Genomic DNA, 22,922 nt, shown 5'->3' on the forward strand with positions numbered 1-22,922 from the left:
CGGACATTATCGATTTCGGCAGGTCGTCCGCTCAATACACCCGCTTCTTCGGCTTGATATACTCGATATCGTCGGTGAGCGTGTAATCATGGACCGGGCGGTAATCGATGCCGACGCCGCCACCCTTGCCGCCCCAGCCGTCGAACGTCGCGATGGTATGCTTCATCCACCCAGCATCGTCGCGATCGGGGTAATCCTCGTTCACATGCGCGCCGCGTGATTCCTGACGGTTGGCGGCGCTGTGGACGGTTACCACTGCCTGCGCGATCAGGTTGTCGAGTTCGAGTGTTTCGACCAGATCGGTGTTCCAGATCAAGGAGCGATCATTGACGCTGACGTCGCCCATCGACGCATAGATTTCACCGATCTTGGCCTTGCCTTCGGCGAGCAGCGCATTGTCGCGGAACACGGCGCAGTTCTTTTGCATCGTGCGCTGCATCGCGCCACGGATTTGCGCGGTGGGCGTGCCGCCCTTGGCGTGGCGGAAATGATCGAGGCGGCCGATTGCCAGTTCCTCTGCCGATTTCGGCAGCGGGTTGTGCGGCGTGTTGGGCTTCAGCGTATCCTTGATCCGCAGGCCCGTCGCGCGGCCGAACACCACCAGATCGATCAGCGAGTTCGATCCGAGCCGGTTGGCGCCGTGGACCGAAACGCAGGCCGCCTCGCCCACCGCGAACAGGCCGGGGACGACGCTGTCGGGGTTGCCATCCTTCAGGTTCACGACCTCGCCGTGGAAGTTACACGGGATGCCGCCCATATTGTAATGCACCGTCGGCGCGACCGGGAGCGGCTGGCGGGTCAGATCGACCCCGGCGAAAATCTTGCCCGTCTCGGTTATGCCGGGCAGCCGCTCTGCCAGCACCTTGGGATCGATATGATCGAGGTGCAGGTAGATATGGTCCTTTTCCTTGCCGACGCCGCGGCCTTCGCGGATTTCCATCGCCATAGAGCGCGACACAACGTCACGCGAGGCGAGGTCCTTAGCCGACGGGGCATAGCGCTCCATGAAGCGCTCGCCTTCGGAGTTGGTCAGGTAGCCGCCCTCGCCGCGTGCGCCTTCGGTGATCAGCACGCCCGCGCCATAAATGCCGGTCGGGTGGAACTGGACGAATTCCATGTCCTGCAGTGGCAGGCCAGCACGCAGCACCATGCCGCCGCCGTCACCCGTGCAGGTGTGCGCCGACGTGGCGGAGAAATAGCAGCGGCCATAGCCGCCGGTCGCCAGCACCGTCTGGTGGCTGCGGAAACGGTGGATCGAGCCGTCATCCATGCACAAAGCGATCACGCCCCGGCACACGCCGTCTTCCATGATCAGATCGAGCGCAAAATACTCAATGAAGAAGTCGGTGTCGTACTTGAGGCTCTGTTGATAGAGCGCGTGGAGCATGGCGTGGCCGGTGCGGTCAGCGGCGGCGCAGGTGCGCTGGGCGGGTGGCCCCTCCCCCATATTCTGCATCATGCCGCCGAACGGGCGCTGGTAGATCTTGCCCTCTTCGGTGCGGCTGAACGGCACACCGGCATGTTCGAGCTCATAAACGGCAGCGGGGGCTTCGCGGCAGAGATATTCGATCGCGTCCTGGTCACCGAGCCAGTCGGAGCCCTTGACGGTATCGTACATGTGCCAGGTCCAGTGATCCGGCCCCATATTGCCGAGCGACGCGGCGATCCCGCCCTGGGCGGCCACGGTGTGGCTGCGCGTCGGGAACACCTTAGTGATGCACGCGGTTTTCAGCCCTGCCTCGGCAATGCCCATCGCAGCGCGCAGGCCCGAGCCGCCCGCGCCGACGACGACGGCGTCATAGGTGTGATCGATGATCTTATAGGCAGCGGTCATGCGATCGGTGCTCCGGCAGCAAAGGCGATTTTCAGGATCGAGAAGATGGCGATCGTGGCCGCCCCCAATGTGAAGAAGGTGAGCAGCACCATCAGTGCAGCGCGCATCGCGCCGTGTGCATAATCCTCGATCAGCACCTGCAGCCCCATGCGGAAATGGTAGAAGGTGCTGGCAACCAGCAGGATCATCGGGATCGCGGCGAGCGGGCTGCTGAGCCACAATTGCATCGTCGCATAATCGTGCTGGGGCAGCCGCGCGAGCGAGGCGAACAGCCAGAGCATCAGCACCAGATTGCCCCCGGCGGTCAGCCGTTGATGCCACCAATGATGCGCGCCCTCATTCGAGGAGCCCAGGCCGCGCACGCGGCCGAGTTCGGTTCCGCTACCCATGATTATTTCCCCGCCAGCAGATAGGCCCAATAGGCGATAGTCAGCACGATCGAGAGCAGGATCGTCGATTGCGCCCACAGCTTGTTGGTCTTGAGTTCATAGCCTGCGCCGGTGTCGAGCAGCAGGTGACGGATGCCGCTGGCCATGTGCTGGAAAAAGGCGAAGGTCAGCCCGATGCCGAACAGATAGCCGATCGGGTTCAGCGCGCCTGATTTGACCGTGAACACATCCATGAATTGCGCATAAGTCGCCTCGCCCCCGGCGAGCGCCGCCAGCCACCAAACGAACAGCACCGTGCCGACGGTGGCCATGCCATCGCCGGTTGCGCGGTGGAGGATCGAGACCAGCATGTGCGGCCCCCATTTCCAGATGCTCAAATGCGGCGAACGGGGGCGTGCGACGGATGGTTGTGTTGCCAAGACGAAATCCTTGCTTGCTGTGCCGCCGTATTAGCCGCGAGCGGGGGCGATGCAACCCGGCACAAGGGCCAAGGGCAAATCAGGCGATCCGTTTCGCCGTCAATCACGCGAAAAACGGCCATCTCCAAGGATTTCCTAACCAGCCCTTAACCAAATCGGGATACGCCACTCCATGAAGTCTGTGAGACGACCGATATCCGGCGTCGGCGTGGAGGTGCTGTTTTGACTAGCCATGACTTGCCCGTAACCGGTGCCCTGGCGGCCGCCATCGATCTGTCGGCGCGCCTGCGCGTCTTCGACTTCGACGGTTCGCTCGCCAGTGCCAGCCGCGATGTATGGGCAACGATCGAGCCTGAAATTGTATCGGTATCAGAAGCTTACTGGCAACAATGGCTGCGCTGCTTTGCCGATGAGCGCCACTGGGCGCCGCATGAAACCGCCAAGATGATCGATCTGGGTGTGGTGTTCCTGCGCAATCGCTTTCTTGAAACCAGCAGGCGCGACTGGGTCGAATCGATCGAGCGATCGGTCGCATCGGCGTATGTCGGCGGTGTTTCGCCGATGGCGCTGCTGTCGATGATCAACGCCAGCGATCGCGCTGCGCTTGATGTCATGATGCGCCGGGTCGATCGTGCCGATCCCAGGCTGCCCCTGCTGATCGACACCTTGCTGCGCCTTTCAGCACTGGAAGGCGAAATCACCGTCGCCTTATACAACGCCTATCGCGATCATACTGCCGGTGTCGCCCGCGACCGGCTGGCGACCGAATTCCGCGATGGCATCGCCAAGATGGTTGAGGGCGTCAGCCTGGAAGGCAGCCAGTTGCGCGCACAGGCCGGTCGTACATCGAGCTCGACCCGCGGTATGCTTGGCAAAACGTCCGAAGTCGCCGCCGCTGCAGAACAATCCGCTGTCGCGATGCGCGAAGCCGCACAAACCGCCGCCGGGCTGATCCGCGCGATCGAGGATGCCCGTAGCGAAGTCGAGGCTGCAGCCGACATCGCGACCCGCGCCAGCGGCCAGGCAGGTGCTGCGGTCGGCATGTCAGAAACATTGTCCGAACATGCCAAGTCGATCGAATCGATCCTGGGGCTGATCCGCGACATTGCCGGGCAGACCAATTTGCTGGCGCTCAATGCAACGATTGAAGCAGCGCGCGCAGGCGATGCCGGGCGCGGCTTTGCCGTGGTCGCGCAGGAAGTGAAGAGCCTCGCCAACCAGACCGCGCGGGCCACCGACGACATCGCCGCCAAGATCGCCGCCATCCAGTCAGCCACGCGCTCGACGGTGGAAACCAATGCCTCGATCCGATCGACTGTCGCCGAGGTGCAGCTGTCCGCCGAGAAAATTCGCCGCGCGATGGAAATGCAGGCGCAGACGGTCACTGCCATCACCGCATCAGTCGATGAAACCGCCCTCGCCGCTGATTCGATGTCGAACACCATCGCCGCGATCCGCGAAGATACAGAGACTGTTGCCAGCGATATCGATCGTGTCGGCCTGGGCTTTGACGCCTTTGATGCACGACTAGGGACGCTGAAAACCACCGCAAGCGACTTCATTTCGAAAGTCGCAGCATAAGGAAGAGGAATTACCCTGATGGCTGACAAGCGTCAGACGACTCTCGGCGGATGGAGTGGTGCGGCCCGCACCGCAGCGCAATGTGTGAGCGATTATGACTGGGATCAGGCCATCGGCCCTGGTGCTGCCGAAATCGGACGCCTTATCACCGGATCGGAAGAGGCAATCGCCGGTGCATTCTGGGAACATTATCTGTCGCTGCCGGTGACCGAGCATATTCGGCGGATGCTGCCCAAGCACATCCTTGACGTGCGGATCCAAAAAAGTGCGGCCTACACGCGCCTGAAATATGCGGATCCTTTTGGCGACAAATGGATGCTCACCGCGCTGAATCACGCCAACGAAACGCATGAGAGCAAGGTGCCGCTGCCGGCGCTGCTTTCATCGCTCAGCTTTGCGCATAGCCGCACCTTGAAGATTATCGCCGAGAAACTAATTGGTGACACGCAACGATCGCAGCATCTGGCTGACATCGTGCAGCGCCTTGCGCTGGTTGAGGCCGATGTGATGACAACGCATCTCGGCATGCGCGATGCCCAGGTGGCGCGCGACGAACGCCGCAGCCGGTCTGCGCAGTTCAGCGAGAGCATCGCCACCTCGATCGAAGGGGCAGCCGCGCTTGGCAACCGCATCCGCATCCAGGCGCAGACCGCGTCGAGTTCGACTCGGGGCATGCTGGGCAAGACGTCCGAAGTCGCCGCTGCTGCGGAGGAATCAGCCGTTGCCATGCGGGAAGCGGCGCAAACCGCCGCCGGCCTGATCCACGCGATCGACGATGTTCGCAGTGAAGTGGAGGCCGCTGCCGACATTGCCACCCGCGCGAGCGAGCAGGCTGGGGCTGCAGTCGGCATGTCCGAAGCCTTGTCCGAGCACGCGAAATCGATTGAATCGATCCTTGGCTTGATCCGCGATATTGCCGGGCAGACCAATTTGCTCGCGCTGAACGCGACGATCGAGGCGGCGCGTGCTGGAGATGCCGGGCGCGGCTTTGCTGTGGTCGCGCAGGAAGTGAAAAGCCTCGCCAACCAGACCGCGCGCGCCACCGACGATATTGCCGGCAAGATTGCTGCCATCCAATCTGCCACGCGCTCCAGCGTCGATACCAGCGCCTCGATTCGCTCCACCGTCGCCGAAGTTCAGGCATCCGCCGACAAGATCCGCCGGGCGATGGAAACCCAGGCACAGACGGTGATCGCCATCACCGCATCGGTCGACGAAACCGCGCTCGCCGCCGATTCGATGTCGAGCACGATTGCCACGATCCGCACCGATACCGAAGCCGTCGCCAGCGACATTGATTCGCTCGAACGGGCATTCGGAGAAGTCGATGACCGGCTCGGTGGGCTGAAAGGCGCGGCCGACACCTTCTCCGCAAGCGTGGCGGCGTAACGCGCCAGTACTTGCCGTCGGGGTGACGAACGGGTGGAAGGCGGCTAATCCGCCGCGATGACCAACATTCTCCTTACCGGTTCAAGCCGCGGCATCGGTGCCGCGATTGCGGCCGCGCTCGACCTGCCCGGCATTACGCTGATCGGCCATGGCACAAACAGCGGCATCCCCGCCGATTTCGTCGATCCCGCCGCCCCCGCTGTGCTGTGGCAGGCGGCGCTCGACCAGTTTGGCGGGCAGATCGACGTGCTGATCAACAATGCCGGGGTGTTCGAGGAAAACCCGATCGATCGGGACGATGACGCCTGGCTCGCCAACTGGAACCGGACGATGCAGATCAACCTGACCGCGTCCGCCGCGCTGTGCCGCCTCGCGGTGCGGCACTGGCAGGAGCGCAAGGCGCCCGGGCGGATCGTCAACATCGCCAGCCGCGCCGCCTATCGCGGCGACAGTCCCGCACACTGGCATTATGCTGCATCCAAGGCCGGGATGGTCGCGATGACCAAGTCGATCGCGCGCGGCTATGCTCGTGACGGCATCCTGGCGTTCGCGATCTGCCCCGGCTTCACGATGACCGGCATGGCGGAGGATTATCTGGCCAGCCGCGGGGGCGACAAACTGCTCGCCGACATTCCGCTCGGCCGCGTCGCCGACCCAGCCGAAGTCGCCACCGCCGCACGCTTCCTGGCGCTCGACGCGCCACCATCGATGACCGGCGCGGTGCTCGACATCAACGGGGCGAGCTATGTCCGCTAGCTGGAAGCTCACCCTGCCCTGCACGCGGGCGGAGGCGGAGGCGATTGATGCGGCGGATGATCTGGGGATCGTGCCCGCGCCGGTGCTGATGACCTGCGAGATGACGCCCGACGACCCCGAAGACTGGCAGCTCGAGGCATTTTTCGAGGGCAAGCCCAGCGCCGCTGCGCAGAACGCCGTCCGCGCGCTGGTGCCGAGTGCGCGACGCGTGCAGGCTAAACCCGAGCGCGTACCCGATCAGGATTGGGTGACGTTGAGCCAGGCGGGGCTGGAGCCAGTGCAGGCCGGGCGGTTCTTCGTCCACACCGCCGCCCATGCAGGCATGATTCCGCCGGGCACGCGCGCCTTCCAGATCGAAGCGAGCCGCGCATTCGGCACGGGCCATCACCAGACGACCAGCGGCTGCCTGATGATGCTCGATCGGCTGAAGCGCCAGGGCGTGCCGGTGCGCAACCTGATTGACATTGGTACCGGCACCGGGCTGCTGGCGTTCGCCGCGCTGCATTTATGGCCAAGCGCCTATGCCACCGCGTCCGACATCGACCCCGCATCGATCGACGTGACGCAGGAGAATGCGGCGATCAATGGCGTCCCCACCGGCGCAAATCGCGGGCAGATCACACTCGCCGCCGCGCCTGGCCTGCAGCACCCATTGCTGATCGCCCGCGCGCCCTATGACCTGGTGGTCGCCAATATCCTTGCCGGACCGCTGATCGCGCTGGCCCCACAGATCGCAATGGCGCTGGCACCGGGCGGCACACTGGTGCTCGCCGGGCTGCTCAGCGATCAGGCAACGGCGGTAATCGCGGCCTATCGGCGGCAAGGCCTGATGCCGATGGGACGGATCACGATGGGCGACTGGCCGACGCTGCAGCTCCGTAAACGCCAGCGTTACGGGCAGGACCGGGTAACACGCCTCGCCCCGCCCATGCCCGAAGCTCCTAATTTCGGGAGCTGGTGAGGGGCCGCTGTCGAAGCAGATTTCCGACACAAAACCTGTTTTCCGTTCGGCCTGAGCGAAGTCGAAGGCCACGCGCATCGTCATGTGCTTCGACTTCGCTCAGCACGAACGGGGAGTGATTGCCTCATTGTTCAGCCCCCGCAATCGCGCCAGATCCTCCGGCGTATCGATGTCGATCAGCTCCTCAGGACTGGTGATGATGTGAATGCCAGCGCGGATCATCGCGCGGCCACCCTCGTCGCCAGTCGCCTCGGCAAGCGCCGCGAAACGCCCGGCGGCGAACACCGCGGGGGGACAAGCGCGGCTACCGTCGCTGCTCGCGACGACTGCATCATCTCCGTTGCACGCATCGAGCAACCGCAACACATGCGCCAGCGTCACGCGTGGCATATCCGCCAGCACGACCAGCATTGTCGATGCACCCGCCGCCTGCGCGGCGGCAACACCCAGCCGCACCGATCCCGACAACCCGGCTTCCGGCGCGGGATTGGCTATCACCCGGTAGCCCCGCGCCTCGAAATCAAGCGCTGTGCCCGACGTAATGGCCACACGGTCCAAGAACGATGCCCCCTCCAGCGCCGTCACCACGTGCATCGCGAGCGGCTGACCGAGGAAATCCACCGCCAGCTTGTCATCATCCCCGAACCGCAACGATCGCCCTGCCGCAAGCAGCACCAGCATCGTGCGATCAGGCGTGATCACGGCACTTTCGCGTGGAACGCCGCGACCATTGCGGCGGCAATCGACAGCGCGATCTCCGACGGGCCGACCGCGCCGATATCGAGCCCGACCGGCGCATCAATCCGGTCCAGATTGGCCTCGCTGACCCCTGCAAGCGCCAGCCGTTCGCGCCGCGCGGCATGGCTGCGGCGCGAGCCTAGAGCGCCGACATAACCGGTCGGTGCAGCAAGTGCGGCGACCAGCGCGGGATCGTCAATCTTGGTATCGTGGCTGAGCGTTACGACGGCGGTCGACGATCCAGGTGCATAGGCCGCCACGGCTTCGTCAGGCCAGCGATCGTCGAGCGTGACGCCGGGAAAGCGCTCCTCAGTGAGGAAGCGCGCGCGCGGATCGATCACGACCGTGGCAATCCCGAGCTCGCGCGCCAGCCCAGCGAGCGCCTGCGCTATCTGCACCGCACCGATGATCAGTAGGCGGCGCGGCGGATTATAGCGGTTCGCGAACACCGCGCCCTCGGCCGGCCGCAAATTACTCTGGCCAGTGGCAAGATCGGTAGTGACTGTCAGCGCCTGCCCGGCGTCGCGCGCATCGGCGATGCGATCGAACAATTCGGGATCGAATCCCTCGGCCGAAACAGGCTGCACCAGCACCTCGATCTCGCCACCGCAGGGCAGCCCGACTTCCCAGGCAGCGGCGTCGGCGACGCCGTAGCGCTTGAGCTGGAACGGCGAGCCCGCGATCACTTCGGCCGCGGTCGCCATGATATCGCTTTCGACGCACCCGCCCGACACCGATCCTTCGAACCGGCCATCGGCATGGACGAGCATATGACTGCCGCGCGGACGCGGGGCGGAGCCCCAGGTCGAAACGACCGTGGCGAGCGCCATCGGTGCGCCTTTCCAGGCGGCAGCGGCGGAGAGGACGGAATCGTTATCGGCCATGGTTGTTCCTGTTCACCAACTACGCCGTCATTCCCGCGAAGGCGGGAATCCAGCTTCTGTTTGGACGTCGGCAGGAAGAAGCTGGGCCCCCGCCTTCGCGGGGGTGACGGGAAACAAGGGTTGTCGCGAGCACGTCGATCACACCGGTGGCAAACTCGGCAAAATCTGATCGAGCGTCATTGGCCAATCGCGCACGCGCACCCCGCAGGCGTTGTAGACCGCGTTGGTGATCGCCGCGCCCGCACCCGAAATGCCGAGTTCGCCAATGCCCTTTGCGCCGACAGGGCTCGCGTGATTGTCGATCTCCTCAATGAAGTACGCTTCGATCTGTGGCACATCGGCGTTTACCGGGATGTGATATTCGCCCAGATCGCGGTTCACGTAACTGCCGCTGCGCTGATCGAGCACGGCGGCTTCGTGGAGCGCATAGCCGAGCCCCCAGATCATCCCGCCAATCGCCTGGCTGCGCGCTGTTTTGGCGTTCAGGATGCGCCCGCAATCGAACACACCGAGCATCCGTCGTACGCGGACTTCGCCCGTCACCACGTTCACCGCGACCTCGGCGAACTGGGCGCCGTGGGTCGCCTGCGCATAGGTGCGGCTGTTCCGGCCGGGGCGGAGCACGCCCATCGCCTCGATCGGGCTGCCACCCACGAGCTCGGCAAGCGGCACGCGCTTGTTGCCCGCAATGGCGTGGCCATCCTTCAAGGTCATGTCTTCGGGCTTGGCATCCATGCGGCGCGCCAGTTCCGCCACCAGATCATCACACGCCAGCTGCACCGCCGACCCGCTCGAGGCCGCGCCGAACGACCCGCCCGACCCGGCACCGTCGGGATAATTCGAATCGCCGAGAAACACCTTCACCCGATCGATCGGCAGCCCGAGCATTTCGCCCGCAATCTGCGCCAGGATCGTATAGGTGCCGGTGCCGATATCGGTCATGTCGGTTTCGACCTCGGCGTTGCCCTCTGCCGTCAGGCGCACGCGTGCATCGCTGTTGGCGAGGAAGTTGACACGCGCAGCGGTCGCCATGCCCATGCCGATCAGCCATTCGCCCTCGCGCACTGACCCAGGATTCGCGACCCGCGCATCCCAGCCGAACCGCGCCGCGCCGTCATCAAGGCAATCGACCAGCCGCCGCGTGGAAAAGGGCACACCGCGCATCGGATCGACATCGGGTTCGTTCAGCTTGCGGAAGGCGATCGGGTCGAGGCCCAGTTTCTCGGCCATTTCGTCCATGGCGGTTTCGAGCGCCATCATCCCCACCGCTTCGCCCGGCGCCCGCACCGCGCCCGCGCGGGTGACGTTCAGCTTGACGATCTTGGTGGTGAAGCTGCGCGCTGCACCTGCGTAAAGGGACAATGCCCCCAGCGCGACGGGCTCGAAAAAGCTCAAGCCGACCTTCTGGCTGACGATGCTGTCCTGCGCAATTGCCGTCAGCTTGCCATCGGCATTGGCGGCCAGCCGGATGCGCTGATGCGTGTCAGACCGGCCAAAGATCGAATGGAACAGTTGCTGCCGGGTGAGTGCCACCCGCACCGGGCGACCCACCGCCTGTGCGCCGATCGCCGCGAGCACGATTTCCGGCCCGCCAATCTTTCCGCCGAAACCGCCGCCGATATAGGGCGAGAGCATCCGTACGCGGTCGACCTCGATCCCCAGCGACTTGGCGAGCAAGGGACGCGCCGCGCGCATGATCTGAATCGAGCCATAGAGCGTCAGATCGTCGCCATCCCATTCGGCGACCGCAGCATGCGGCTCCATTGCGGCATGCACCTGATAGGGCGTGGTATAGGTCGCATCATGGGTGAACTCTGCGGCTGCCATCGCGCCATCGACATCGCCTGCGACAACATCGGGCAGCATCGCGCCTTCGTGCGGAGGCTTGGCAGTGGCCGCGCCCGCCATCGTATCGAACGCGCCCTTTTGCGGGGCATAATCGACCGCGACGGCCATTGCGGCAGCGCGGGCCTGTTCAAAGCTTTCGGCGATCACCAGCGCGACGATCTGGCCATAGCTTTCGACGACGCCATCGAACCGCGGGGCCATGTCTGCGCCAATATTGGGCGATTCACTGGGCAGGCGGGGATCATCGGTGATGATCTGGATGACACCGGGCATCGAGATTGCCGCCGTCGTGTCGACCGCTTTCACCGTACCAACCGCGATCGTCGCGGTGACGGCATAGCCATAGGCAAGCTTGCCCTTCGGCTTCTGCTCGGCAGCATAGATCGCCGCGCCGGTCACCTTGGCGACGCCGTCGGTCCGGTCGATCCCCTTGCCGAGTAGCCCCTGCACGCCACGATCGAGCGCCGAGGGACCGTAATCGGCATCCATCTTGTGTTCGCTCATGCTGCGTCCTCCACCAGATCCGATGTCGTCAGGTCACGCAACGCGGCGACCAGCGTACGCCGTGCGAGCGGGATCTTAAAATCATTGCTGCCATAACCGCGCGCGTCGGCCAGTAAGACGTTCGCCGCCGTTTCGAACAAGGCGATCGACGGTGCCTTCCCGATCAGCACCGCTTCAACCGCCGCGTCACGCCACGGCATCGGCCCCAACCCGCCAAAGGCAAGCGCAGCGCTGGTGATGATGCGATCCTCCACCGCAACGATGCCCGCGACCGAAACGAGCGCGAAGGCATAGGAGGCGCGGTCACGCACCTTGCGGTAGAGTTGCTCGCCAGCGGGGGCAGGCGGCAGTTCGATATGGGTGATCAGCTCGCCGGGTTGCAGGCTGTTCTCGATCTCCGGCGTGTCTCCCGGCAGCTGGTAGAGATCGCCGATCGCGATCCGGCGACGGTCGCCGCCGGGAAGCAAGGTAATGATCGTCGCGTCCAATGCGCGCATCGCCACCGCCATGTCGCTTGGGTGCGCCGCGATGCACTCCTCGCTGGTGCCGAGCACCGCCATGATCCGGTTGAAACCGCCCTGCGCGGCGCAGCCGCTGCCGGGATCGCGCTTGTTGCAGGCGCGTGCGGTATCGTAAAAATAATAGCAGCGCGTCCGCTGGAGCAGATTGCCCCCCGTCGTCGCCTTGTTGCGCAATTGCGGTGACGCGCCCGAGAGCAACGCCCGTGCCAGCACCGGATACCGGCCACGCACCCGCGAATCCTGCGCGAGATCGCTGTTGGTGACGAGCGCGCCGATCAGCAAACCGCCCGCCGAGGTATCGGCGATTCCGCCCAAATCGAGGCGGCTGATATCGATCAGCGTATCGGGGGTTTCGATTTGCAGCTTCATCAAATCGAGCAGATTGGTGCCGCCCGCGATGAAGTGCACGCCTTCGCCGGTTGCATTGACGGCGGCTTCGGCGCTGTCGGCCTTGATGTAGTCGAACTGTTTCATGCGTCGGCCACTTCCATGATCGCATCGACGATATTGGGATAAGCCGAGCAGCGGCACAGATTGCCGCTCATCCGCTCCGAAACTTCCGCCTCGTCGAGCGTGACCGAATCGAGCGAGGTGCTGACATGGCTCGCCCAACCCGCCTTCACTTCATCGAGCATCGCGACGGCAGAGCAAATCTGCCCCGGCGTGCAATAACCGCATTGGAACCCGTCATGCTTGATGAAGGCCGCCTGCATCGGGTGGAGCGCTTCCGCGGTGCCCAGCCCCTCGATCGTCACGATCTCATCATCCTGGTGCATCACCGCCAGGGTCAGGCAGCTGTTGATGCGCCGCCCGTTGACCAGCACCGTGCACGCCCCGCACTGGCCGTGATCGCAGCCCTTTTTGGTGCCCGTCAGCCCGGCATGATCGCGCAGCAGATCGAGTAGCGAGGTACGAATATCGGGATCCGCCTCGACAGCGGCACCGTTGATAGAAAAATGCATGGGAATCGCCCCTCCTGAAGAGATGCTGTAACGCGCAGCGGGTACATGGGGTTCGTGAAAAAGGATTGCCACATGAAACTGAACCGGACGGGATTAGGCAAGCGGATTTCGATGCTGCGAATATTGCCCTTGTTGATGCTGGCCACGCTGGCGCCCGTCCACGCATCCGGGCAGACTGGCGCGATGACCTCGCCCGCCGCCGTAGAGAAGCCGCTCTCGCCCCCGATCGTGATCGCGCATCGCGGCGCAAGCGGGCTGCGTCCGGAACACACCATAGCTGCCTACCGACTCGCGATTGAGCAGGGTGCCGATTTCATCGAGCCCGATCTGGTGCTGACGAAGGACAATGTGTTCATCGCCCGCCACGAAAACGACATTACCGGCACCACCGATGTCAGCACCCGCCCCGAATTTGCCGGGCGCAAGACGACCAAGACCATCGACGGCGCGTCACACACCGGCTGGTTCACCGAGGATTTCACGCTGCGTGAGATCAAGACGCTGCGCGCCAAGGAACGGCTGCCGCAATTTCGCCCCGAGAGCGCAACATATGATGGCAGGTTCGAGATCCCGACGCTCGCCGAGGTGATTGCGCTCGCCAAGGAAGGATCGCGGCTGACTGGACGCACAATCGGCATTTACCCCGAAACCAAGCACCCCAGCTATTTCCAGTCGATCGGCAAGCCGATGGAGGCAAAGCTGGTCGCCGAACTGAAAAAGGTCGGGTGGGACAGCGCCGATGCGCCCGTCTTCATCCAGTCGTTTGAAGTCAATAATCTGAAGGCACTGAAGGGCATGACCAAGGTGCGGCTGATCCAGCTGATGGACGCCGCAGGCGGCCCCGCCGATGCCGGCAAGAATAGTGCGCCCACCAGCTACGCGGCGATGGCAACGCCCGAGGGTCTGAGAGCAATCGCAACCTATGCGTACGGTATCGGCCCCAACAAGAATGTGATCTGGGATGGCAAATTGAACCCCACTTCTGTGGTTGCCAATGCGCACGCCGCCGGGTTGCGGGTGCACCCCTGGACGTTCCGGGCAGAAAACGCCTTCCTGCCTGCGGTCTATCGAAGCGGCACCGATCCGGCGACGCACGGCGACATTACGGCCGAAATCCAAGCCTACCTGAAATTCGGGGTTGACGGTTTTTTTACTGACTTTCCGCTACAAGGAGTAAACGCCCTCAAGGCGGCGAAATAGCCGCAAGGAGACGAATTCGATGCGCAAGTTCGCTCTGTGTGCCGTCCTGCTACTCCCCGTCGCGACCGGCGGCTGCCTGGCTAAGAGTGCCATCGGCGTCGCCAGCGCACCCTTCAAAATTGCAGGCCAAACTGCCGATTGGGCCACCACGAGCCAGGACGAGGCTGACCGCAACTATGGTCGCAAGGCCCGCAAGGAAGATGCGCGCAGCGGCCGGGAGCGCAAAAAGGCTGCGGCAGCATGCCGTCGCAACCGCGACGACTGTTTCGATGCCGACGGCTATCTTCTCTGGAACGAATGAAGCGCGACAGCGATCAGCCGAACGGCCTTTCGACCACCCCGAAATTCCTCATCCGACCGTGTGCGGTGCATCATCGATCCCCAAAGTCGTCGCCATCATGCCGTCGCCCAGCCCGGTGATCAGCCGCGCGCCGCGATCAAAGGTGATGTAGCTCCACAGCCACTGCGTGCCCACGATCACCCGGCTGCGAAAATCACTGAGGTAAAAGATGTGCGCGGTTGACCAGACCAGCCACGCGCTAAAACCACCAAGCCGCACCCACCCGAAATCGGCCACGGCGCGTTTACGGCCGATGGTCGCCAGATTGCCGTAATCCTTGTAACGGAACCGCCTGGGCGGTTTGCGCCGCCGCACGGTTGCGGCAATGATCCGGGCGACATGCTGGCCCTGTTGCTTGGCAGCAGGGGCGACGCCAGGCACCGAGCGCCCATCCACCCCGGTAACCGAAGCGGTATCGCCAATCACGAAGATATCGGGATGGCCGGGCACGCTCAGATTTGGCCTGACGATCACGCGCCCGGCACGGTCTGCCGCGGCCCCCAGCCAGGTCGCCGCCGGCGATGCCTTCACCCCGGCCGCCCACACGATCACCGCGGCAGGAATACGCTGATCGCCAATCATCACCGAATCGGCGGTTACATCGGTTACCCGCGTACCCAGCCGCACTTCGACCCCCAATTTCTCGAGTGACCTCTTCGCCCTTGCCGCGAGCGATGCCGGGAAAGCCGCCAGCAATCGATCGGCCGACTGCACAAGCATGACGTGAATGCAGCTTGGCGACAAAAGCTGGAAATCGAGATCGGCGGCGTGGCGGGTCAGTTCGGCAATGGCCCCGGCCATTTCAACGCCGGTTGGGCCGCCCCCGATGACGACAAAGGTCAAGTGCTGCGTTCGCGCTTCCGGGTCGCGCTGGCGTTCGGTTTCGGCGCGCTCCATCGCGACGAGGATTTTGGATCGAACGCGAATGGCATCGTCGATCGTCTTGATACCAGGTGCATCAACCGCCCAATCCTCGCGGCCGAAATAGCTGTGGCGCGCGCCTGTTGCGATGACCAGCCCGTCATAGGGTAGCGCCGTGCCGCTATCGAGCAGCACATGGTGCGCTGCCGTATCAACCGAGACGACGCTGTCAAGCAACACGCGCGTGTTGGCGTAATTGCGCACGATCCCCCGGATCGGCGCGGCGATGTCCGCCGGAGACAGCCCTGCCGTTGCGACCTGATAAAGCAAGGGCTGGAACAAGTGATGGTTCTGCCGATCGACCAGGGTGACATTGGCCCGGGCGTGCCGCAACCCGCGTGCCACCGCCAGGCCGCCAAACCCCGCGCCAATAATGACAATTTCCGGTCTGCGCGGCGCCCTTTTCCCCATGCGCACAATCTATAACCGAATGATGTGCGATCTTCATTTCAGAGTGGTGCGGTAAACGCTCAGAACCAGCCCATGACGGTGACGGGAAACGGCGTCCACCAGCCGATCCGCACGCCGGCGTGGCGCAGCGCGTATCCTGTCCAGGCATTGCACGTTCGTACCGCATCATATCGGCCTGCGCCCGTGTAGAACGCATCGTGACGGGCATAGCCACGGACATGTGCTGGACGCGCACCGTTCAGGCTCGCACGGATGAACGCGGCGAGGCGGCGATATTCGGTAGGACGCAGGATGATCACGCGCTGATCGGGATTGGGCGTGGGACGGGCAATATGCTCGACATGAACCAGCGTATCGTCGCTGCCGGTGGCGGCGTGGAGCGTGGTCGATAGACGGATGTCTGCCCAGGTCGGCGTGCCGATATAGAAGGCGCGCTCGCCCCAGCCGATCGCCAGATGCGTCCGCGCCGCCAGACGGGGATCGGCGATATCACTTGCCCGCGCGAGCCCGCGCCAGTCGATTCCGGCGGCGACTTTCGGCACAATCAGCCCAGTATGGACGCCGTTGGTTTCGACGAAAATCTCGATCCCCTGCGCCGGGGGCCTCCATGCGGCATTCGTGGGAATTGCCCCGCCGATCATCCCTGCTGCGCCGTAACCGAAGATGGCGAGCACAAAGCCGCCGCCCACCGCCGTCGCCGTCCAGGCGAAGCTCTTGATCATTCAGTCGACGTACCTGCCAGGACGGCGGCGATCGCCAACAACACCGCGGGTCGCAACTGGACGCCGACATGGTTGCTCCGCACCTCGATATCGCGGGCGAGCGGCTGGCCAGGTGCGCGACAGGCAAGGCCGTTCACCAGGCCATCGCTCCGGCTCCAAATCGCGGTAGAGGGCATGCTGAGCGGCGCAGCGCAGGCGGCACCCCATTGGCGAACCGCATCGCCGTCGATCCGATCGCCGGTGAACCATTCAAAGGCGCGCCAGACATTGGTATCACGCGGCTCCCCCGCAAAAGGCGAGCTGACGGTAATGACTTCACGGACAAGATCGGGGCGCTGGCCAGCGGCAAAGCGCGCCATCATCCCGCCCAGGCTGACCCCGATCAGCGTCACTTTCTCGCCGCTTTCGGCATGAATTCGCTCAATCCTCGCGATTAGCCTTGCCCCATCAGTGCCGATCGCCCGACGACCCAGATTGCGGCCGAGTTCCCACGGATAAGCGCGGTAGCCAAGCCGCGTCAGAAACCGGCGCATGACAAAATTCGATCGATCGCTGTTGACGAGGCCCGGTAGCACGAGCACCGGCCGACCATCGCCACGCGGGGCGCTGCGCAAGCGATCGCCCGCCAGCGCCAGCGAACCGATCGCCCAGGCAGCACGCGGCCATTCGGCGGCCATGACGATGGGGGAAGGTGGTCCGTAAGCCATTACCCAGCACTCTATTTCTTGTCGTTACCAGATTATGATATGAGGCGGAGATGACAAATGACAGCCATGTCCTTGATAGTCCGCCCGAAGGCGCGGCCGCCGACTGGACGATCCCACAGGACTGGGGCCGCTTTACGGCCGCCGAACATGCCGTGTGGGATACACTCTATGCGCGGCAGGCCAAGCTGCTGCCGGGGCGGGCATCGAAGGCATATCTGCGCGGGCTCGATGCGTTGCAGCTCTCGACATCGGGCATCCCCAATTTCGAGGAGCTTTCGGAACGGCTGATGAAGCTTACCGGGTGGCAAGTCGTCGCGGTGCACGGGCTGGTGCCCGATGACGTGTTCTTCGATCACATGGCGAATCGCCGATTTGTGGCCGGAAACTTCATCCGCCGCGCCGACCAGCTCGATTATCTGCAGGAACCCGATGTGTTCCACGACGTGTTTGGCCATGTGCCGATGCTCGCCGATCCGGTATTCGCGGATTATTGCGTGGCATATGGCGAAGGCGGCAAGCGCGCGCTCGAACTCGGCGGGCTGAATTATCTCAGCCGGCTTTATTGGTACACGGTCGAATTCGGGCTGATCCAGGAAGATGGCGAATTGCGGATCTATGGCTCGGGCATCGTCTCCAGCGCCGCTGAGAGCAACTTCGCGCTCGAAGACCCGAGCCCCAATCGGCTGGGCTTTGATCTCAAGCGCGTGATGCGGACCGAATACCGGATCGACGATTTCCAGCAGAATTACTTCGTCATCCCGAGCTTCGACGAATTGCTGCGCGTGACCGTGGAGACCGATTTCGCGCCGCTCTACGAAGCGATCAAGCCGCTGCCCGACATCCGCATCGCCGATATCCTGCCCGAGGACGTGGTGATCACGCGCGGCACCCAGGCCTATGCGCGGACACGGGATGAAGGGCGCGGGTAAGGCGACCCTATTCGTGTCGGAGCGCGTCGATCGGGTTGAGAGAAGCTGCGCGCCGCGCGGGGAAGAAGCCGAACACCACACCGATTAGCGCCGAGATCGCAAAAGCGATGATGTTGATCTGCAGATCGAACAGCCACGCGACCTTGAGCACTGGCACCAACAGCGCGATCACCGCTTGCGCGACGACCAGCCCGATCAGCCCGCCAAGACACGACAGCGCAATCGCCTCGATCAGGAATTGCATCAGCACTTCGCGCGCGACCGCGCCGATCGCGAGCCGGATGCCGATTTCGCGCGTTCGTTCGGTGACGGAGACGAGCATGATGTTCATGATGCCGATGCCGCCGACGATCAGGCTGATCGAGGCAACCGCGGTGACGATGCCCGTCAGCAGCCCGGTCGTGGTCGCCACGGTATCGTTGATCTGCTTGGTATCGAAGACGAAGAAATCATCATCCTTACCGGGCGCAATGCCGCGGCGCTCCTTGAGCAGATCGGTAAGCGTCGATTGTACCTGCGTGGTCGAATAGGCCTGATCGACGCCGACCAGCATCAGGCGAACGTCGCGATTGCCCGTCAGCCGGCGCTGCACGGTCTTGAGCGGCATCAGCAGCACATCATCCTGATCGCCCCCGAAGCCGCCCTGCCCGCGCGCCGACAGCACGCCGATCACGTCGCAACTGATCCCGGCGATACGCATCCGCGTGCCGATCGGATCGGCCTCCCGGTACAGGTTCTTCTTCACGGTATTGCCCAATAGGCACACCGATTTTCCCGCCTGCTCTTCTTGACGGGTAAAGGTACGGCCCGATGTCAAAGGCCAGGGCTGAACGCGGAAATACTCATTGTCGGTGCCATTGATCGTCGTCGACCAGTTTGCTCCTTCATAGATGGCGGTGCCCGCCGATTGAGCCTGTGCGGCCACCGCCGTTACGCCGGCGACCTGCTGGCGGATCGCGATGACATCGCCGGGCTTGAAATCGGGCGGGCGCGGGCCGCCGCCGCCGCGACCGAAACCCTGGCCGGGGCGGACCTGAAGGATATTGGTGCCAAGCGACGCGATCGACGCCTGCACCGCCGCGGTCGTCGCCTTGCCGAGCGTGACCATCGTCACCACTGCCGCCACGCCGATGATGATCCCGAGCGTCGTCAGGAACGAGCGCAATTTGTGCCGCGAGATCGAGCGGAGCGCGAGCAGGATGGTGGTGAAGAACATCAGGCACGCACCGCCGCGGTCCGCTTGCCGGTCTCGATCCGCTCGACCAGCCCGTCCTTGAAGTGGATGATCGTGTTGGCATAAGCGGCCATCTCGCCCTCATGCGTGACCATCAACACGGTAATCCCGGTCTTGCGGTTGAGATCGGTGAGCAGGTCCATGATTTCGAGCGAACGTTCCGAATCGAGGTTGCCGGTCGGCTCGTCGGCGAGCAGGACATCGGGATTGGTGACGAGCGCCCGCGCGATCGCCACGCGTTGCTGCTGGCCACCCGACAGCTCCGCCGGGGTATGATCCCACCAGGGCGCCAGCCCGACCTTGTCGAGCGCCGCCATCGCCGCATCGTGCCGTTCCTTTCGGGCATCGCCCCGATACAGCAGCGGCAGCTCGACATTTTCGAGCGCAGTGGTGCGCGCGAGCAGGTTGAAGCCCTGAAACACGAAGCCGAGATATTTGCGGCGCAGCAGCGCGCGATCATCCCTGTCGAGCGTTTCAACAGGGTGCCCCTTGAACAGAAACGTCCCCGCACTCGGCACGTCGAGGCAGCCCAGAATATTCATCGTCGTCGATTTGCCCGAACCCGACGGCCCCATCACCGCGACGAAATCACCCGCGACAATGTCCAGGTCGACCCCCTTTAGCGCCTGAAATGCGGTTGGACCGGTACCATAGACCTTGGTGACGCCGCGCAGCGAAATCAGCACATTCGGATCGGGTGCCGACGACATCGGGGCAGGCGCGTTACTGGCCACCGCCGCCCCCGCTGCGCTGGCGACCACCACCACCGCTGCGCGCCGCACCGGGTGTCGCAGTCGCACCTGTGGCAAGCTGGCCGGTGACGACCTTCATGCCTGGCTTCAACTGGCCGCCAGTGATTTCCGTCATCGATCCATTGGTGTCGCCGGTAATCACCGACACGGGTTTCAGCGTGCCATCGGCCTGCAGGACCGAGACCGTCTGCGTCGATCCTTTGCCGATCGTCGCCGTCCGTTCCCCACCCCGGCGCAAGCGCGGCGGGCCAAAGGCGCTGGCGATACCGCCGCCCTGGGCCGCTGCATCGGTTGGCTTGAAGCGAAGCGCGGCATTGGGGATCAGCAGCACGCCGTTCTTCTCGGTCGTGGTGATGTCTGCAGTCGCCGTCATCCCTGGCCGCAGACGGATTTGCGGGTTCGATACCGCGAGCGTCGCGCTGTAGCTGACGACCTGGTTGGTCGTGGTGGTGGTCGTCGTCGCCGATTGCGCCGACAGGTTGGAGCCGAGATCGACACGCGTAATCGTCGCCGGGAAGGTCTCGCCCGGAAAAGCATCAACCGTGAAGGCAGCCTTCTGCCCCGCCTGAACCTCACCCACATCAGCTTCGTCGATCGCGACTTCGAGCTTCATCTGGGTCAGATCCTCGGCGATCACGAACAAGGTCGGCGTGTTGAACGATGCCGCCACGGTCTGCCCCGGCTCCACCTGACGCGCGAGGATGACGCCGTTGACCGGCGAGCGGATAACGGCACGGACCAGGTTATACTGGTTCGACGACAGTGTCGCGCGCGCAGCCCCAACATTGGCCTGCGCTACCCGCAAGCTGGCAACCGCGCGGGCGCGATCGGCAACGGCTTGATCCATCTCGGTCTTCGACGGCACGCGCCCGTTCGACAAGCGGCTGACTTCCTGCAACCGCGCCAGCTGTGCGCCCGATTGCGCCAGTGTTGCCTGCGCCTGCGAAACCGAGGCGATGCTGGAGCTCAGCTGCGCGCTGCTCTGGTTGACCGAATCCTGAAAGCGTTGCGGGTCGATGATCGCGATCGGCTGCCCCTTGCTCACCCGGTCGTTCACATCGACGAGCACTTTCGACACCAGCCCCGATACTTCGGAGCCGACATCGACTTGGTTGGTCGGCGCAAGCTTGCCGGTGGCCGATACCGAGACGACCAGCGCACCCTTTTCCGCCACTTCGGTCGCATAGGTAGGCTTGGCTGCGGGCGCGAAAAATCGCATCGCGAGCAGGATCAGCAGCACCACACCAATGCCGATCAGCACCCATTTGGCGATGCGCCGCCAGGCCGGCACCTCACGCTTGCCGAGAAAATCGTTCAGATCAGTTGTGGTTGCGTCGGCCATGGGGGTTCCTGCGGCTATTTTGCGGGCGCGGAAAGAGGGGGGATGAAGGGCGGATTGGTGCTGTCCCACCCGCCGCCAAGCGCGAGATAGAGCTGCACCAATGCCTGGGCCTGATCGGCCCGCGCCGTCACCAGCCCACTTTGCGCCGATAACAGCGCGCTTTCGGTGTTGTTGAGCGTGGTGATGTCGGTCAGCCCCGAGCGATACTGGCTGCGAGCGAGGATCGCGGCATTGGTCGACGCATCGAGGGCCACCGCGAATTCGCGCTGCCGCGCCTCGGCGGTCGCAAGCGCCGTCAGCGCATTCTCCACATCCTCGAGCGCGGTCAGCACGGTGCTTTTGTACGCCGCGAACGATTCTTCGGCGGCGGCGCGGCGGCTGCGGACGACTGACCGGTTGCGGCCAGCATCGAAAATCGTCTGCGCGAGGTTGGCGAACACCCGGCCGGTGATGATATCAGTCAGCGAGCTTACCATCCCGGCATTGGTGCTCAGGCTCGTCGACAGGCTGAGCCCCGGAAGCAGCGCGGCCTTGGCAACGCCGATCTGCGCGGTAGCGGCGGCGAGATTGCGCTCTGCTGCGCGGACATCCGGGCGCAGGCGGATGATGTCAGCGGGAAGCCCGACCGGTACGGCGGTTGGCCCGCTGGGAATCGGTTTGGTCGCCGCCAGATCAGCCTTCAACGCGCCGGGCGCTTGCCCGGTCAGCACACCGAGCCGGTTGGCGGCCTGCTGAAAATTCTGCTCGAATGACGGCACCTGCGCCGCCGTCTGCGCACGCTGTGACCGCGATTGCTCGGCATCGAGCGATGACACGAGCCCGGCCTGCACGCGGAAACCGGCGATTTCCAGATTATCGTCCTGGATCGTCAGACTGCCCCGGGCAATCTCCAGACTTGCCTGCGCTGACCGCGCGATAATGTAATTCCGCGCGACCTCAGCCGCGATCGCGCTTTGGACATTGGCGAGGGTGAACGCAGTCGCGGCAAGCGAGCCGCGTGATGCTTCTACCCCGCGCCGCACGCCGCCGAACAGATCGACCTGATAGGACGCATCGGCGCTGATCGCGTAATTCTCGTTGACGATACCGGCATTGGTGATGTTGCCGAAACTCCGCCCGCGCACGTTGATGTTGCGCGAATAGCCTGCCGACGCGCTGACGGTCGGGAACAAGCTCGATCGCGACTGGACGAGCGCCTCACGCGCCTGACGCAACCGGGCAACCGCCTGTTCGATGTCGAGATTTTGCTTGAGCGCGAGATCGATGATCGCGGTCAACTGCGGATCGTTGAAACTGGTCCACCAGCGCTGGCCATCGCCGACTGCGCCGGGGGGGGCCGGTGTAGAATAGGTTTCGGGCACCGCCAGCTTGCCGGGCGTCGGTGGGGCATAGTCAGGTCCGACGGCGCACGCGCTGAGCGACAAGGCCGTCAGGGCAATCGGAATGAGTCTCTGGCGGAACATGACGCTGGCGTATCGGCCAAGCCAATCACCGTCCAACGGAAATTTGTCGCAACTTGTCACAGCTGTGGTGCTGCCGACGACAGAACCGCACGCACAATGACGAAATTCAACACCG

At 63.9% G+C, this 22,922-nt stretch carries 22 protein-coding genes; 7 read left to right on the top strand and 15 right to left on the bottom strand.

Annotated features, from left to right (window positions below):
- Positions 1 to 31 precede the first annotated feature (31 nt).
- From sdhA to sdhC, 3 genes are read right to left on the bottom strand one after another with little or no spacing between them, the layout of a single operon-like run.
- Positions 32 to 1,834, bottom strand: coding sequence for a succinate dehydrogenase flavoprotein subunit (gene sdhA, locus B7Y49_RS09600; protein WP_374127367.1), 1,803 nt, complete (start codon positions 1,832 to 1,834; stop codon positions 32 to 34).
- A complete protein-coding gene (sdhD, locus tag B7Y49_RS09605) occupies positions 1,831 to 2,223 on the bottom strand; it encodes a succinate dehydrogenase, hydrophobic membrane anchor protein (protein ID WP_374127368.1) in 393 nt (130 codons plus the stop codon). The genes sdhA and sdhD overlap by 4 nt, the downstream gene beginning before the upstream one ends.
- Before the next feature lie 2 nt (positions 2,224 to 2,225).
- Positions 2,226 to 2,642, bottom strand: a complete 417-nt coding sequence (gene sdhC / locus B7Y49_RS09610) for a succinate dehydrogenase, cytochrome b556 subunit (protein WP_374127369.1) — start codon at positions 2,640 to 2,642, stop codon at positions 2,226 to 2,228.
- Positions 2,643 to 2,864: 222 nt separating this feature from the next.
- Between sdhC and B7Y49_RS09615 the strand changes: the two genes are divergently transcribed.
- Genes B7Y49_RS09615 through B7Y49_RS09630 form a run of 4 tightly spaced genes read left to right on the top strand, consistent with a single transcriptional unit; the run spans position 2,865 to position 7,329 of the window.
- Entirely contained in the window at positions 2,865 to 4,223 is a 1,359-nt protein-coding gene (locus tag B7Y49_RS09615) for a methyl-accepting chemotaxis protein (RefSeq protein ID WP_374127370.1), read from the top strand.
- An 18-nt stretch (positions 4,224 to 4,241) separates the two neighbouring features.
- Complete coding sequence (locus B7Y49_RS09620) at positions 4,242 to 5,612, top strand: methyl-accepting chemotaxis protein (protein ID WP_374127371.1); 1,371 nt, start codon at positions 4,242 to 4,244, stop codon at positions 5,610 to 5,612.
- A gap of 57 nt (positions 5,613 to 5,669) precedes the next feature.
- A complete protein-coding gene (locus tag B7Y49_RS09625) occupies positions 5,670 to 6,368 on the top strand; it encodes an SDR family NAD(P)-dependent oxidoreductase (protein ID WP_374127372.1) in 699 nt (232 codons plus the stop codon).
- Positions 6,358 to 7,329, top strand: coding sequence for a 50S ribosomal protein L11 methyltransferase (locus B7Y49_RS09630; protein WP_374127373.1), 972 nt, complete (start codon positions 6,358 to 6,360; stop codon positions 7,327 to 7,329). The genes B7Y49_RS09625 and B7Y49_RS09630 overlap by 11 nt, the downstream gene beginning before the upstream one ends.
- A gap of 99 nt (positions 7,330 to 7,428) precedes the next feature.
- On the opposite strand, the gene B7Y49_RS09635 is transcribed toward B7Y49_RS09630, so the two are convergent.
- The 5 genes from B7Y49_RS09635 to B7Y49_RS09655 all read right to left on the bottom strand — a co-directional run bounded on the left by B7Y49_RS09635 (position 7,429) and on the right by B7Y49_RS09655 (position 12,786).
- Positions 7,429 to 8,031: an NTP transferase domain-containing protein gene (locus B7Y49_RS09635; protein ID WP_374127374.1), complete on the bottom strand. Its 603-nt coding sequence runs from the start codon at positions 8,029 to 8,031 to the stop codon at positions 7,429 to 7,431.
- Positions 8,028 to 8,951, bottom strand: a complete 924-nt coding sequence (locus B7Y49_RS09640) for an XdhC family protein (RefSeq protein WP_374127375.1) — start codon at positions 8,949 to 8,951, stop codon at positions 8,028 to 8,030. The genes B7Y49_RS09635 and B7Y49_RS09640 overlap by 4 nt, the downstream gene beginning before the upstream one ends.
- Positions 8,952 to 9,089: 138 nt before the next feature.
- Complete coding sequence (locus B7Y49_RS09645; RefSeq protein ID WP_374127376.1) at positions 9,090 to 11,303, bottom strand: xanthine dehydrogenase family protein molybdopterin-binding subunit; 2,214 nt, start codon at positions 11,301 to 11,303, stop codon at positions 9,090 to 9,092.
- Positions 11,300 to 12,298 carry a xanthine dehydrogenase family protein subunit M gene (locus B7Y49_RS09650; RefSeq protein ID WP_374127377.1) on the bottom strand — a complete coding sequence of 333 codons (999 nt, stop codon included), beginning with the start codon at positions 12,296 to 12,298 and terminating at the stop codon, positions 11,300 to 11,302. Before B7Y49_RS09650 ends, B7Y49_RS09645 begins: the two co-directional genes overlap by 4 nt.
- A complete protein-coding gene (locus B7Y49_RS09655; protein ID WP_374127378.1) occupies positions 12,295 to 12,786 on the bottom strand; it encodes a 2Fe-2S iron-sulfur cluster-binding protein in 492 nt (163 codons plus the stop codon). Before B7Y49_RS09655 ends, B7Y49_RS09650 begins: the two co-directional genes overlap by 4 nt.
- Positions 12,787 to 12,921: 135 nt before the next feature.
- On the opposite strand from B7Y49_RS09655, the gene B7Y49_RS09660 reads away from it, so the two are divergent.
- Positions 12,922 to 13,986, top strand: a complete 1,065-nt coding sequence (locus B7Y49_RS09660; protein WP_374127399.1) for a glycerophosphodiester phosphodiesterase — start codon at positions 12,922 to 12,924, stop codon at positions 13,984 to 13,986.
- A gap of 19 nt (positions 13,987 to 14,005) precedes the next feature.
- The gene (locus B7Y49_RS09665) at positions 14,006 to 14,287 is read left to right on the top strand and encodes a hypothetical protein (protein WP_374127379.1); all 282 of its coding nucleotides are present in this window, start codon (positions 14,006 to 14,008) and stop codon (positions 14,285 to 14,287) included.
- Between the two features lie 48 nt (positions 14,288 to 14,335).
- Here B7Y49_RS09665 and B7Y49_RS09670 read toward each other — a convergent pair whose 3' ends face one another.
- Genes B7Y49_RS09670 through B7Y49_RS09680 form a run of 3 tightly spaced genes read right to left on the bottom strand, consistent with a single transcriptional unit; the run spans position 14,336 to position 17,087 of the window.
- On the bottom strand, positions 14,336 to 15,658 hold the full coding sequence (locus tag B7Y49_RS09670; RefSeq protein ID WP_374127380.1) for an NAD(P)/FAD-dependent oxidoreductase: 1,323 nt from the start codon (positions 15,656 to 15,658) through the stop codon (positions 14,336 to 14,338).
- 59 nt (positions 15,659 to 15,717) lie between these two features.
- Complete coding sequence (locus B7Y49_RS09675) at positions 15,718 to 16,380, bottom strand: TIGR02117 family protein (RefSeq protein WP_374127381.1); 663 nt, start codon at positions 16,378 to 16,380, stop codon at positions 15,718 to 15,720.
- A complete protein-coding gene (locus B7Y49_RS09680) occupies positions 16,377 to 17,087 on the bottom strand; it encodes a triacylglycerol lipase (RefSeq protein ID WP_374127382.1) in 711 nt (236 codons plus the stop codon). The genes B7Y49_RS09675 and B7Y49_RS09680 overlap by 4 nt, the downstream gene beginning before the upstream one ends.
- A 50-nt stretch (positions 17,088 to 17,137) precedes the next feature.
- Between B7Y49_RS09680 and phhA the strand changes: the two genes are divergently transcribed.
- Positions 17,138 to 18,016, top strand: coding sequence for a phenylalanine 4-monooxygenase (gene phhA, locus B7Y49_RS09685; protein ID WP_374127383.1), 879 nt, complete (start codon positions 17,138 to 17,140; stop codon positions 18,014 to 18,016).
- 7 nt (positions 18,017 to 18,023) lie between these two features.
- Here the strand turns inward: phhA and B7Y49_RS09690 are convergent, their stop codons facing one another.
- From B7Y49_RS09690 to B7Y49_RS09705, 4 genes are read right to left on the bottom strand one after another with little or no spacing between them, the layout of a single operon-like run.
- Positions 18,024 to 19,232 (bottom strand): ABC transporter permease, encoded by a 1,209-nt coding sequence (locus B7Y49_RS09690; RefSeq protein WP_374127384.1) that lies wholly within the window; start codon positions 19,230 to 19,232, stop codon positions 18,024 to 18,026.
- Positions 19,232 to 19,960, bottom strand: a complete 729-nt coding sequence (locus B7Y49_RS09695; RefSeq protein ID WP_374127400.1) for an ABC transporter ATP-binding protein — start codon at positions 19,958 to 19,960, stop codon at positions 19,232 to 19,234. Before B7Y49_RS09695 ends, B7Y49_RS09690 begins: the two co-directional genes overlap by 1 nt.
- Before the next feature lie 13 nt (positions 19,961 to 19,973).
- Complete coding sequence (locus B7Y49_RS09700) at positions 19,974 to 21,344, bottom strand: efflux RND transporter periplasmic adaptor subunit (protein WP_374127385.1); 1,371 nt, start codon at positions 21,342 to 21,344, stop codon at positions 19,974 to 19,976.
- Between the two features lie 14 nt (positions 21,345 to 21,358).
- The gene (locus tag B7Y49_RS09705) at positions 21,359 to 22,807 is read right to left on the bottom strand and encodes an efflux transporter outer membrane subunit (protein ID WP_374127386.1); all 1,449 of its coding nucleotides are present in this window, start codon (positions 22,805 to 22,807) and stop codon (positions 21,359 to 21,361) included.
- Between the last annotated feature and the right edge of the window lie 115 nt (positions 22,808 to 22,922).

It is taken from the genome of Sphingomonas sp. 28-62-11 (genome assembly GCF_002278865.1).
In the GTDB taxonomy this organism is placed as follows: Bacteria; Pseudomonadota; Alphaproteobacteria; order Sphingomonadales; family Sphingomonadaceae; genus Sphingomonas.

Excerpts from the sequence above, each read along its gene's own strand:
- sdhA (WP_374127367.1), bottom strand. The coding sequence starts at position 1,834 with ATGACCGCTGCCTATAAGATCATCGATCACACCTATGACGCCGTCGTC.
- sdhD (WP_374127368.1), bottom strand. The coding sequence starts at position 2,223 with ATGGGTAGCGGAACCGAACTCGGCCGCGTGCGCGGCCTGGGCTCCTCG.
- B7Y49_RS09620 (WP_374127371.1), top strand. The coding sequence starts at position 4,242 with ATGGCTGACAAGCGTCAGACGACTCTCGGCGGATGGAGTGGTGCGGCC.
- B7Y49_RS09625 (WP_374127372.1), top strand. The coding sequence starts at position 5,670 with ATGACCAACATTCTCCTTACCGGTTCAAGCCGCGGCATCGGTGCCGCG.
- B7Y49_RS09630 (WP_374127373.1), top strand. The coding sequence starts at position 6,358 with ATGTCCGCTAGCTGGAAGCTCACCCTGCCCTGCACGCGGGCGGAGGCG.
- B7Y49_RS09640 (WP_374127375.1), bottom strand. The coding sequence starts at position 8,951 with ATGGCCGATAACGATTCCGTCCTCTCCGCCGCTGCCGCCTGGAAAGGC.
- B7Y49_RS09645 (WP_374127376.1), bottom strand. The coding sequence starts at position 11,303 with ATGAGCGAACACAAGATGGATGCCGATTACGGTCCCTCGGCGCTCGAT.
- B7Y49_RS09650 (WP_374127377.1), bottom strand. The coding sequence starts at position 12,298 with ATGAAACAGTTCGACTACATCAAGGCCGACAGCGCCGAAGCCGCCGTC.
- B7Y49_RS09655 (WP_374127378.1), bottom strand. The coding sequence starts at position 12,786 with ATGCATTTTTCTATCAACGGTGCCGCTGTCGAGGCGGATCCCGATATT.
- B7Y49_RS09660 (WP_374127399.1), top strand. The coding sequence starts at position 12,922 with ATGCTGGCCACGCTGGCGCCCGTCCACGCATCCGGGCAGACTGGCGCG.
- B7Y49_RS09665 (WP_374127379.1), top strand. The coding sequence starts at position 14,006 with ATGCGCAAGTTCGCTCTGTGTGCCGTCCTGCTACTCCCCGTCGCGACC.
- B7Y49_RS09670 (WP_374127380.1), bottom strand. The coding sequence starts at position 15,658 with ATGGGGAAAAGGGCGCCGCGCAGACCGGAAATTGTCATTATTGGCGCG.
- B7Y49_RS09675 (WP_374127381.1), bottom strand. The coding sequence starts at position 16,380 with ATGATCAAGAGCTTCGCCTGGACGGCGACGGCGGTGGGCGGCGGCTTT.
- B7Y49_RS09680 (WP_374127382.1), bottom strand. The coding sequence starts at position 17,087 with ATGGCTTACGGACCACCTTCCCCCATCGTCATGGCCGCCGAATGGCCG.
- phhA (WP_374127383.1), top strand. The coding sequence starts at position 17,138 with ATGACAAATGACAGCCATGTCCTTGATAGTCCGCCCGAAGGCGCGGCC.
- B7Y49_RS09690 (WP_374127384.1), bottom strand. The coding sequence starts at position 19,232 with ATGTTCTTCACCACCATCCTGCTCGCGCTCCGCTCGATCTCGCGGCAC.
- B7Y49_RS09695 (WP_374127400.1), bottom strand. The coding sequence starts at position 19,960 with ATGTCGTCGGCACCCGATCCGAATGTGCTGATTTCGCTGCGCGGCGTC.
- B7Y49_RS09700 (WP_374127385.1), bottom strand. The coding sequence starts at position 21,344 with ATGGCCGACGCAACCACAACTGATCTGAACGATTTTCTCGGCAAGCGT.
- B7Y49_RS09705 (WP_374127386.1), bottom strand. The coding sequence starts at position 22,807 with ATGTTCCGCCAGAGACTCATTCCGATTGCCCTGACGGCCTTGTCGCTC.